Annotated in this window: 10 protein-coding genes and 1 riboswitch; of the genes, 1 reads left to right on the top strand and 9 read right to left on the bottom strand. The window is 67.0% G+C overall.

What is annotated here, in order from left to right; genetic code table 11:
• Positions 1-11 precede the first annotated feature (11 nt).
• The 4 genes from OCU_RS47425 to OCU_RS47410 form a co-directional block, all read right to left on the bottom strand.
• Positions 12-935: a class I SAM-dependent methyltransferase gene (locus OCU_RS47425; protein ID WP_029384127.1), complete on the bottom strand. Its 924-nt coding sequence runs from the start codon at positions 933-935 to the stop codon at positions 12-14.
• A 401-nt stretch (positions 936-1336) separates the two neighbouring features.
• Positions 1337-2593: an HNH endonuclease signature motif containing protein gene (locus OCU_RS47420; protein WP_029384126.1), complete on the bottom strand. Its 1257-nt coding sequence runs from the start codon at positions 2591-2593 to the stop codon at positions 1337-1339.
• 62 nt (positions 2594-2655) lie between these two features.
• Positions 2656-3555 carry a class I SAM-dependent methyltransferase gene (locus tag OCU_RS47415; protein WP_009952586.1) on the bottom strand — a complete coding sequence of 300 codons (900 nt, stop codon included), beginning with the start codon at positions 3553-3555 and terminating at the stop codon, positions 2656-2658.
• Positions 3556-3619: 64 nt separating this feature from the next.
• A complete protein-coding gene (locus OCU_RS47410; protein WP_225331950.1) occupies positions 3620-5050 on the bottom strand; it encodes a serine hydrolase domain-containing protein in 1431 nt (476 codons plus the stop codon).
• A gap of 277 nt (positions 5051-5327) precedes the next feature.
• On the opposite strand from OCU_RS47410, the gene OCU_RS47405 reads away from it, so the two are divergent.
• Complete coding sequence (locus tag OCU_RS47405) at positions 5328-6776, top strand: neutral zinc metallopeptidase (protein ID WP_009952582.1); 1449 nt, start codon at positions 5328-5330, stop codon at positions 6774-6776.
• A 16-nt stretch (positions 6777-6792) separates the two neighbouring features.
• Here the strand turns inward: OCU_RS47405 and OCU_RS47400 are convergent, their stop codons facing one another.
• The 5 genes from OCU_RS47400 to thiC all read right to left on the bottom strand — a co-directional run bounded on the left by OCU_RS47400 (position 6793) and on the right by thiC (position 11383).
• On the bottom strand, positions 6793-7668 hold the full coding sequence (locus OCU_RS47400) for an LLM class F420-dependent oxidoreductase (RefSeq protein WP_009952581.1): 876 nt from the start codon (positions 7666-7668) through the stop codon (positions 6793-6795).
• An 18-nt stretch (positions 7669-7686) separates the two neighbouring features.
• Positions 7687-8121: a MarR family winged helix-turn-helix transcriptional regulator gene (locus tag OCU_RS47395; protein ID WP_008261391.1), complete on the bottom strand. Its 435-nt coding sequence runs from the start codon at positions 8119-8121 to the stop codon at positions 7687-7689.
• A 46-nt stretch (positions 8122-8167) separates the two neighbouring features.
• Positions 8168-8803, bottom strand: coding sequence for an alpha/beta hydrolase family protein (locus OCU_RS47390; protein ID WP_009952579.1), 636 nt, complete (start codon positions 8801-8803; stop codon positions 8168-8170).
• On the bottom strand, positions 8803-9630 hold the full coding sequence (gene thiD, locus OCU_RS47385) for a bifunctional hydroxymethylpyrimidine kinase/phosphomethylpyrimidine kinase (RefSeq protein ID WP_009952578.1): 828 nt from the start codon (positions 9628-9630) through the stop codon (positions 8803-8805). The genes OCU_RS47390 and thiD overlap by 1 nt, the downstream gene beginning before the upstream one ends.
• Before the next feature lie 112 nt (positions 9631-9742).
• The gene (thiC, locus tag OCU_RS47380) at positions 9743-11383 is read right to left on the bottom strand and encodes a phosphomethylpyrimidine synthase ThiC (RefSeq protein ID WP_008261381.1); all 1641 of its coding nucleotides are present in this window, start codon (positions 11381-11383) and stop codon (positions 9743-9745) included.
• A riboswitch (TPP riboswitch) is annotated at positions 11375-11485 on the bottom strand. Its footprint overlaps the gene before it by 9 nt.
• Positions 11486-11521: the final 36 nt, after the last annotated feature.

The following is an 11521-nucleotide window of genomic DNA, read 5'->3' as shown; positions in this document are numbered from 1 at the left end:
CGTCGCGTCTATCACGCGAGAACCGAAATGTAGTAGCTGGGCTTGTCGGAAGGCGGGCGGTGATTGCCGGGCATCGCGGGCAGGCCGTGATCGGCCAGCAGCTGCGCGGCCGTGGTCCCCACCGAGCGCCAACCGTGGTTGTCGAGGTAGTCGGAAACGTCGCTGCGGGCCCCGGAATAGTTCAGCGACCAGATGTCGAGATGGAATCCATGGTCGCGCCAGCTGCGAGTCGCACCGCGGATGATCTCTTCGACCCGCTGGGAGTCCAGATCCGACGATCCCACGAACGTCTCCATGGCCATCTGGCTTCCCGGCGCGCTGAGATGGGTGACATTGTCCAGCAGGCGATCCTGGGCTTCCGGGGGCAGATAACCGAACAGTCCTTCGGCGATCCAGGCGGTCGGTTGCGCCGGGTCGAATCCGCTACGCAGCAGCGCGGCCGGCCAGTCGTGGCGCAGGTCGGCCTGCACCATCCGCAGATGTGCCGTCGGCTCGGCGCCCAGCTGTGCCAGGGTTTCGGCCTTGAATTGCAGCACATCCGGTTGATCGATCTCGTACACCGTCATCCCGGGCGGCCACGACAGTCGGTAGCCGCGCGCGTCCAGGCCGGACGCCAGGATCACCGCCTGTCGGATTCCGGTGGCAGTGGCGTCCGCCAGGAACTGATCGAAGTAGCGGGTGCGGGCCACCAACTCGGTTGTCATTCGCTGTAGACCCCACGCCGCCTCGGGATCGTCGACGTCGGACGCGCGGAGCTCTCCGGTGGCCCATCTGATGAGGAATTCGATACCCACCGCGCGGACCAACGGTTCGGCGAACGGGTCCTCGATCAACGGCTCGGCCGAATTGGTGGCTCTGGCACGGCCTGCGGCCACCAGCGTTGCGGTTGCGCCGACATGGCTGGTCAGATCCCAGCTATCGTCGTCTCTCCGCACCGCCAATCCTCCCTTTTCGCTCGCGCCGCCACCCCCGGGAATTCGTCGACCAATCCGAACCTTTTCCTCCGCCGTTCCGCACCACTCTGGCCAAAGAATCGCATACAAACGGGGTGTTGGGTGGCGCTATTCGCCCGAAACTCAATGAGCCGAGGGCGACTGGACCGATTGGCAAGGGGCGCCGCCCTGCTCGCGAACCTCCGGGGTATGTGGGATCCCGGATATCGGGAGTCTGCAATCGCGCCAACGCGAACCGGCGCCAACAAACGCAGGTCGACAACCACCACACGGCGCGCACGCAGACCGTGGATGCTGATGAGGTGCACGACGAGCTAGGCGGCCGAGTGGTGTGAACGAATCCGGTTATGCCCCAGCGTGTTTGATCGCCAGCACTGACCGGGCTAGTTGTTTGTCGGTGGTGGTTGGGGTTGGAAGGGGTCATACCACCACCACTGGGCGCGTTCCCCGGTAGGACCGGGGCAGGGCGGCACCGCGGGCGGGGGTCGGGTGGGTGGGTGTGCCAGTGATCCCGGGCTCAGGATTCGGCCGTCGTCGCCGGTGACCACGAGAGCGTCTGCGGGTCCGGTGATGGTGATCAGGCCGCGGTGGTGCAATCGGTGGTGATAGGGGCAGACCAGCACCAGGTTGGCCAACTCGGTGGGGCCGCCGTCTTCCCAGTGCCGGATGTGGTGGGCGTGCAAACCACGGGTGGCCCCACAACCGGGCACCGCGCACATGGTGTCACGGTGCTCGAGCGCGCGGCGCAGCCGCCGATTGATCACCCGCGTGGTCCGGCCGGCACCGATGACCTCGCCGTGGCGCTCGAACCAGACCTCACAGGTGGCATCACAGGTCAGGTAGCGGCGTTCGGCATCGGGCAGCAGCGGACCCAGATGCAGCGCGGCGACGCTCTGCTCGATGTCGAGGTGTGCCACGACGGTGGTGTGCTGGCCATGCGGGCGGCGGGTGGCCTCGGCGTCCCAGCCCGCCTCGACCAGGCGCATAAACGCGTCGGCGGTGGTAGGCAACGGCGGCACCTGAGCACCGGCGTGCTCGCCATTGTCGTGGTCGCGCTTCCACTCGGCGATCAGCGCATCACGATGAGACGCCAAAGCGGCGTCGAACTTCGCCGCGTCGTGGTGCGGAAGTTTGATCCGGTAACAGCTGCCCGCCTCGTCGGTGGTCGTGGTGATCGAACGCTCGGGCCCAGGATCGGGGCGAGGTTCGGGTTGCGGTCGCGGTTCCAGCTTGACCGCGGTACGCAGCTGATTGACCGTGGCGACCGCGGCCAGCTGCGCGTAATGCTCATCAGATCCCTCGCCTGCGTGTGCGGCGATCACCCCGACCTGATCGGCCGACAGGCGGCCCTCTCGCAGGCCGGCGGCGCAGCGGGGAAACTCCGTCAGCCGGCCCGCGATGGCGGCCAGCGTGTGCGCGTTTGCCGACGAACAGCCCAACTTCCAGGCCACCAACGCCGGCACCGAGCGCGCCCCGGTCACACCGCACAATTGGTCGCGGTCGATCTCGGCGACGATCTCCACGATGCGCCCATCGATCGCATTGCGCTGACCCGCCAACTCCGCCAACTCCCCGAACAGCACCTCAAGGCGGTCGCTCGCAGTGACCACCACGGCCTCAGCAGATGCGATCGACGACATGACCACATCATCACAGCGACCACCGACAAAACCGGGCCGCCAATCCCGATACGTGAGCCAAGTCAGGCCAGAGCGCCGCTGATGAAGAGGGTGTCGTCGTCGTCTGGAGCGGGCGCATCGAGGCCGCTGCGCCGGAACAGTTCTGCCAGCGGCACACCTTCGAGCTGCCAGCCCTTGGCGCCGAGGTAGTCGAGGGCGTGGTTGCGCTGGCCGGTGTAGACCAAGGAAGCCAGGTCGATGTCGACGCCATGGTCGCGGAACGGGTTGGAGATCGTCCGCGCTCGCTCGGCGTCGAAATCCACGATGCTGGTGACGAATTCGGTGGCTACCCTGCTTCCTGACGCGCTGAGTGCCGTGATGTTGTCGAACAGCCGGTCCTGGTCTTCTGGCCTCAGATACATCAGTAACCCCTCGGCCAGCCACGCCGTCGGTGCCGCCGAGTCAAGGCCGGCGGCGCGCACCGCCGTCGGCCAATCCGCGCGCAAGTCGACGGACACGGCGCGCAGCGTCGTCAACGATCGGGCGCCGAGGCCGGCCAAGGTCGTCGCCTTGAACTCCATCACTTGTGGTTGGTCGATCTCGTACACCACCGTCCCGGTCGGCCACGGCAGACGGTGGGCCCGGGTGTCCAACCCGGACGCGAGGATCACCACCTGTCGAATCCCGCGGCCGGTGGCGTTGAGGGCGTAGTCGTCAAAGTACTTCGTGCGGACCGCGTTTCCGTCGACCATCGCCCGGGCCACGGCCGGTGAGACGTCGGCGATCGCCGACATGTCGAGCTCGCCGTCCATCATCTTGGTGAACAGATCCAATCCCACCGCACGGACCAGAGGTTCGGCGAACGGATCGTTGATCAAACCGCGCGGATCCTTGGTGGCCATCGCGCGCCCGGCCGCGACAATCGTCGCGGTGACGCCGACGCTCGACGCCAGATCCCAGCTGTCGTCGTCGGTGCGCGGCATCAGGCCACCTTAGCCGCGGCCTCGTCGTCGGCTGTCCGCGTTGGGTGGATTCATCGGTGCGGTGCTATTGGCGTCGGAACAGGCGCCCATGCAGGGTGCAGAACCAGGCGATGTTGCCGTCCGGTCCGCGGACGAAGTTGGACCGACTGCCGGTGGGTTTGCCGTCGGGTCCGATGTCGATCCCGTAATCGGGCCGGTAAAAGGCGAGCCCCAATTCGGCGGTATCCGGGCCGTCCGGGTTGGCATCAGTCAGGGTTCCGGCGAGCTGGCCGTCCCTCGCCCGGAATTCGATGACCGTTTGCTCGAAACTGCCATTTTGCGAGACTTGCCCGGCGAGGTACCGGCCCTCGTAGGGCGCCAGGTCGGCGGGGCCGAGGCGTTGCGGTGCGGCGGGCAGGTTGCTGATTCCGGCGAATCTTCGCAACGCCCAGTCGCGGGCGAAAAGGTCGTTGATCAGATGAAATCCGCCGTCAGAGTTGGTGAGTACGGTCATGGCGAAGTCGCGATCGGGCACCATGAAAAAACCGGAACGTTGCCCCTTCCAGGTACCGCCGTGCTCGACGATGGTCACATTCTCCGCGGAAGGCCGCAGCATCCAGGTCACCCCCATCCCGGTCAGCTCGACCCAAAGCGTTCCGCCCGCGCCGGGGTTCGAGCGCATCGCCTCCAGCGACCGTCGGCTCAGAATCTGCTCGCCGTTCGGCGCCCTGCCGTCGCCGAGGTGGAACCGCGCGTAGCGCAGCTGATCTCGCGCCGTGGACATCAACCCACCGGTGGGATTGCAGCTGCGTGGAAAAGCCCAAAACTCGCTTTCGACAATGGGTCTTCCGCCGACCACGGCGTGCGGCGCCGCCACATTCAGACCGATGATCTGGTCGGAGAAGTAGTGGGTGTGGGCCAGCTGCAGCGGATCAAGTACCAACTTCTGCACGGCGGACTCGTAGGTTGTCCCCGTGACAAGCTCGATGATGCGCCCCGCCACCACGAGACCCGAATTGTTGTACGCGAACGCGGTTCCCGGAGCCGTCAGCTGCGGTAAGTGTGTCATCGCGTCGACGTAGCGCGCCACCGCGTCATCGCCACGCCCAAAGTCCTGGCCGTTGCGGCCATCCCAGCCCCCGGTGTGATTGAGCAGCTGACGGACGGTCACCGTGGCGCCGACCGACTCGTCGGCCACCGCGAAGTCGTGGATGTAGCGGCGCACGGGTGAATCCAGGCCTACCTTGCCCTGCTCGACCAGGCGCATCATCGCGGTTCCTGTGAAAGTCTTTGTGGTGGAACCGATTCGGAAGACCGTGTCGCCGTCGACAGGCAACGGATGGTCGACATTGGTGACCCCGTAGCCCTTGACGAATTCTTGGCCGTCGACCCAGATAGCAACCGCGACGCCCGGAATCGCGTAGGCGTCCATGCCGGCGTTGATCTTGGCCTCGAGTTCGTCGAACGCCACGCCAAGGTCCGCGCGCTGAGCGGTTTCAGCCACTGCAGCGGCGATTTCGCGCGGCGGTCGATCCGAATGGCTTTGTGGTGTCTTCGGCCTTCAGTGGCACCGTCCACATGACCGTCAATATAGCCGGGCTTACGTAACCATCGCGAGGCCTTCGACACGCCGAGCCGTCAGCCGAAGGCGACGGCGAGCCACCGCCTTTCTAGCGCAGCCGCGTCCGGCCGGGGTTTGCTGGGTCTCTCGATTTCGCCCGCCGCGGACGGTCGGCACCTCTAGAATGAGTCCCCTTGGTGCTGCCGTGTCGCCGGTCGGGATGAGGTTGGTCATGAATAGCCATGCGCTCAGGTCGGCACTGGTCTGGGCGGCGGCGGTGCTGGTGGTGGCCGGCTGCACGACATTCGTCGACGGGCGCGCGCTGTCGATGCTCAACGACCCGTTCCTGGTGGGCGGGCTGCCCGCGACCAACGGGCCCAGCGGGATCCGCTCGAACGCACCCAGCCCCACCGGCAAGGTGCTCAACACCGACAACGGACCCATCGACAGGTTGGCGTTGCTCTCGGTCAACGACATCGAGGACTACTGGCAGTCGGCGTACAGCCGATCGCTCAAGGGCACCTTCGCTCCCGTCAGCAAGATGGTGTCCTACGACTCCAACGACCCGGGCAGTCCGATCGTGTGCCACAACGACACCTACAAGCTCGTCAACGCCTTCTACACGTCGCGCTGCAACCTGATCGCCTGGGACCGCGGCGTGTTCATGCCCGTCGCGCAAAAGTACTTCGGCGACATGTCCGTCACCGGCGTGCTCGCCCACGAATTCGGGCACGCGTTGCAGCAGATGGCGAAGCTCGTGACCAGACGGGACCCGACCATCGTCCACGAACAGCAGGCCGACTGCTTCGCCGGCGTCTATCTGTTCTGGGTCGCCGACGGCAAGTCGCCGCGCTTCACGCTGAGCACCGCCGACGGCCTCGACCACGTGCTGGCCGGAATCATCACCACGCGTGACCCTATGATGGACAGTGAGACCGAGAACGACGACGCACACGGCTCGGCCCTGGACCGGATCAGCGCCTTCCAAATGGGTTTCCTCACCGGCGCCTCGGCGTGCGCGGCGATCGACCGCAGGGAGATCGAGCAGCGCCGCGGCGATCTGCCGAACGCCCTGCGGGTCGACTTCAGCACCGGAGCGCCGGAGACCGGCGAGGTCCCGATCAACCAGGACACCCTGTCGACCCTGATGGAACTGCTGGGCAAGATCTTCGCCCCGGCCAATCCGCCGGTGGTGTCCTACCAGCCCGCCAATTGCCCGGACGCCAAACCCACCCCGCCGGCGTCCTACTGTCCGGGCACCAACACCATCGCGGTCGACCTGCCCAAGCTCGCCGTCATGGGCAGGGTCGCCGACGAGAGCGAACAGTCCCTGCCGCAAGGCGACGACACGGCCCTGTCCCTCGTGATGTCGAGATACGCACTGGCGGTGCAGCATGAGCGCGGCCTGCCGATGCAGAGCCCGTGGACCGCTCTGCGCACCGCATGCCTGACCGGCGTGGCGCACCGCAAGATGGCCGAACCCATCGAGCTGCCCTCGCACAACCAATTGCAGCTCACCGCCGGCGATCTCGACGAAGCGGTCGCCGGGCTACTCACCAATCACCTGGTGGCCAGCGACGCGGACGGCACCAGCGTCCCCGCCGGCTTCACCCGCATCGCCGCGTTCCGTGGTGGCGTGACCGGCAACGCGGACGCGTGTTACTCCCGTTATCCGGGATAACGAAAGACCCCGCGCATCAGCCTATTTCGGCCAGCCGGGGAATCACCTCGTCACCCAGGCGGCGGACGAACCCGACCGGGTCCGGATTGCCCGGCAGCGGGCCGACATTGATCATGTCCACACCGAGTCTGGCGTAGCGTTCCACGGTCTTCAGGTACTCGTCGATGTTCTCGAACGGGTCCGTCGTCGCGAGACCGCCGGACGTCTTACGAATGTCGGCGGGGTTCCTGCCCACCGCGTCGCAGTGCCGGTGCAGCACGTCGATCTTGTGCTCGAGCTCCTCGACGTCATTCGACATGCTGTTCCAGATGTCGGCATACTGCGCGACCAGGCGCAGCGTCTTCTTCTCGCCATCCCCGCCGATCAGGATCGGGGGACGCCGAATCGGTTGCGGCACACAGATCGTCTCGGCCAGCCGATAGTGCGCGCCTTCATACGGGCCGTCGTCGTGACTCCACATCTGCCGGCAGATCTGCAACGTCTCCTCGAGCATTTCGAAGCGCGCGCTCAGCGGCGGATACGGAATGCCCAGCGCGGTGTGCTCACGCTCGTACCAGGCCGCACCCAGCCCCAGCATCGATCGGCCTTGCGACAACACGTCCAGGGTGATGACCGTTTTGGCCAACACGCCCGGGTGGCGGTAGGTCACCCCGGTGACCAGCAGGGTCAGGTCGATCGTGGCGGTCTGGGCGGCCAAGAACCCCAGCGACGTGTAGCCCTCGAGGAACGGGTCCTGGGCCGGGCCAAGCTCTTCCATTTGGAAGAAGTGATCGGCCAGGGTGAACAACGTGGCGCCGCCCTGCTCGGCGGCCTTGGCCGCGTCGGCCAGCGTCGGGCCCAGTCGCGCCGGGTCTCCGGGTAGAAAGTCGATGAAGTGCAATCCCAATTCCATTGCGATGACGCCCCTTTCTCAGTGTTCGGTCAAGCGCTCGAGTAGCGACAGCGCGTCGACGATGACGCGCCGCTCCGCCTCGGTGTAGCGCTCCTGGATGGTCCGGGCCAGCCATTCCTCCCGGGCCCGACGGTCGCTCTCGGCGCGCTTTCTCCCCGCCGGGGTCAGCGAGACCACCTGTCGCCGACCATCGTTCGGGTCCGGGGAGCGTTCGATGAGCCCCCGCTGCCCCAATCCGGCCAGGATGGTGGCCATCGACTGGGGACGCACCTGTTCCGCGCCGGCCAATGCGCTGGCCGACGACGGCCCCTCCTTCCAAAGCCGCGTGAGCACCGCCGTCTGCGACGGTGTCAAACCGTCGACCGCGATGTCCTTCAATCGGCGCCGCAGCCGGCTGAACACCACCCGGATATCGCGTGCCGCCGCTGCCGCGGAGTCGCTGATGCCATCCACGGCACCACCCTAAATTAGACAGCCAAAACTGTCCAGTTCGGACTGTCTATTCCCGTCCGAGCAGCTGTAGCGCGGCATCCACGGCCAGGGCCGGGACGTTCAGCGTCTTGGACCGCAGATCGTGTCGGGCGCTGGCGATCTCGACGACGGCGGTCGTTCCGCCGATCAGCGCGGCCGCGGTGCGCAGCTCGTCGGGCGTGCCGAAGGGATCCGAGGTTCCGTGGGTGAACACCGTCGGCACCGTGATGTCGGGCAGATGCTCGGTGCGCAGGCGCTCCGGCTTGCCCGGCGGGTGCAGCGGGTAGGAGAACAGCGTCAGCACGTCCACCGGGGCCTCGCCGGCGGCAACCACCATGGATGTCTGCCGGCCGCCGTAGGAATGCCCGCCGGCGATCAGCGGCCCGGGGGCGAGGTCGCGGCACACCGTGATCGCCTCGACGATGCCGGCGCGATCGGTGGCGGCCGACCCGGATGGCGGGCCGGTGGGGCGCCGGCGGCGGTAGGGCAGGTTATAGCGCACCGCCAGCCAGCCCCGTTGGGCCCATTCGTCGCAAACCTGTTGCAGCAGTGGAGAATCCCGGTTGCCACCGGCGCCGTGGGTCAGAACCACGACCCCTTCTGGGCGACTTGCATCGTCCGGTTCGTGCGCGATGCCCGCGATCTGATCGAGGGGGCGAGCCATCATGACAGCCTAAACAGCGGCGAGACGGGGCCGTGGCCGTGGCCCAGGGGATAGGAGGCACGCAGAGATTCGGTGACCCACCGCTTCCCGAAACCGACCGCTTCCGGCACGGTGAGGCCGTGCGCGAGTGCGCAAGCCGCCGCGCTGGCCAGGGTGTCCCCGCCGCCGTGGTCGTTGCCGGTCGCGATCCGCTCCGCGTCGAACTCGTGGTAGGAGGTGCCGTCATAGAGCAGGTCACAGCTGCGGTCCGACGAGCGCAGGTGGCCGCCCTTGACCAACACCCACCGCGGGCCGAGCGCATGCAGGGCCTTGGCCGCCGCCCGCTGCGACGCCGGGTCCACGACGTCGATGTCCACCAGCAGCCTTACCTCGTCGAGGTTCGGCGTCACCAGCGTCGCCAACGGAAACAATTGATTCCGAAGCGAATCCAGGGCGGCCGGCGCCATGAGCGCGTCGCCGTGCATGGAGGCCGCCACCGGGTCGACGACGAGCGGGACGGTCAGTCCGAGCCGGCGCCAGGTGGTGGCGACGGTGTCGATGATGCGTGGCGACGCGAGCATCCCGGTCTTGGCGGCCTGGATGCCGATGTCGCCGACCACCGCCTCGATCTGGCCGGCGACGACGTCATCGGGAATCTCGTGAAAGCTCTTGACTCCCACGGTGTTCTGCACGGTCACCGCGGTCACGGCGACGCAAGCATGCACACCCAACAACGCCATGGTGCGCATATCGGCTTGGATGCCCGCGCCGCCCCCGGAGTCCGACCCGGCGATCGACAACACCCGCAGGGGCGTCGTGCCCGGCGCGGGCAGCGGCAAGAAACTCACTGTTGTGGATGGCGGCGACCCGCTGCGCCCGGCTGTGCCGCGCTTGCGATCGCCACAGTCGCGCTTGCGATCGCCACAGCCGCGCTTGCGGTCACCGCAGCCGCGCTTGCGGTCACTGCTGTGCCAGCGGCAGATACACCCGATTGCCGTGCTCGGCGAACTCGCGAGACTTCTCCGCCATGCCCTCGGACATGACCGCCTCGATCGCTTCCTCGCTGTCCAGGCCGTGTTCCGCCGCGTACGCCCGCACATCTGCGGTGATGCGCATCGAGCAGAACTTCGGCCCGCACATCGAGCAGAAGTGCGCGGTCTTGGCGGGTTCGGCGGGCAGCGTCTCGTCGTGGTACTCCCGCGCGGTGTCGGGATCCAGCGACAGGGCGAACTGGTCGTTCCAGCGAAACTCGAAGCGCGCCTGGCTCAATGCGTTGTCGCGCTCCTGGGCGTGCGGATGCCCCTTGGCCAGGTCGCCGGCGTGCGCGGCGATCTTGTAGGCGATCACCCCGTCCTTGACGTCCTTGCGGTCCGGCAGCCCCAGGTGCTCCTTGGGCGTCACGTAGCACAACATCGCGGTGCCGGCCTGGGCGATGATCGCCGCGCCGATCGCCGAGGTGATGTGGTCATACGCCGGGGCGATATCGGTGGCCAGCGGGCCCAGCGTGTAGAACGGGGCCTCCTCGCACCACTCCTCTTCCAGCCGCACGTTCTCGACGATCTTGTGCATCGGGACGTGGCCCGGGCCCTCGATCATGACCTGCACGCCATGGGATTTCGCGATCTTGGTCAGCTCACCGAGAGTGCGCAGCTCGGCGAACTGCGCGGCGTCGTTGGCGTCGGCGATCGAGCCCGGCCGCAGCCCGTCACCGAGGGAGAAGGTGACGTCGTAGCGGGCGAAGATCTCGCACAATTCCTCGAAGTTGGTGTACAGGAACGACTCCCGGTGATGCGCCAGGCACCAGGCGGCCATGATCGAGCCGCCGCGCGACACGATGCCGGTGACGCGCTTGGCGGTCAGCGGCACGTAGCGCAGCAGCACACCGGCGTGCACCGTCATGTAGTCCACGCCCTGCTCGCACTGCTCGATCACGGTGTCGCGGTAGATCTCCCACGTCAGCTCGGTCGGATCCCCCTTGACCTTTTCCAGCGCCTGGTAGATCGGCACGGTCCCCACCGGCACCGGCGAGTTGCGCATGATCCACTCGCGGGTTTCGTGGATGTTCTTGCCGGTGGACAGGTCCATGATGGTGTCCGCACCCCACCGGGTGGCCCACACCATCTTGTCGACCTCCTCCGCGATCGAGGACGTCACCGCCGAGTTGCCGATGTTCGCGTTGACCTTGGTCGCAAACGCCTTGCCGATGATCATCGGCTCGATCTCGGGGTGGTTGTGATTGGCCGGGATCACCGCGCGCCCGCGGGCGACCTCGTCGCGCACCAGCTCGGCGGGCATGCCCTCGCGCGCGGCGATGAACGCCATCTCCGCGGTGATCTCGCCCGCGCGGGCGCGCTGCAACTGAGTGCCGCGGTCGCGAACCACACCCGGCCGCGCCGGCAGCCCGGCCGCCAGGTCGATCGTCGCGTCCGGATCGGTGTAGGGGCCCGAAGTGTCGTAAAGATCGAAGTGATCGCCATTGGACAGGTCGACCCGGCGGAACGGAACCCGTCCGCCGGCAACATCGCGATAGATCTTGTGGCTGCCCGCAATCGGGCCGGTGGTCACGGAGGGTGCAGCGGTTCCCGAGAGGGTCTCGGTCATTTTTCATCTCCCTACGCCGGCATTACCCGGTCAGGTTCGTACGGTCGACGGCCCCGAGCCGTCCTCTCAGCGCACTCGGCATGCGCTCCCGCGTTGATGGATGGGTCCGCACGCGACGTTACCCCCACGCCGGAACAC

The sequence above is a fragment of the Mycobacterium intracellulare ATCC 13950 genome, assembly GCF_000277125.1.
GTDB lineage: Bacteria > Actinomycetota > Actinomycetes > Mycobacteriales > Mycobacteriaceae > Mycobacterium > Mycobacterium intracellulare.
Note: the sequence above shows the minus strand (reverse complement) of the source record. Positions and strands in the feature narration are given on the sequence as shown.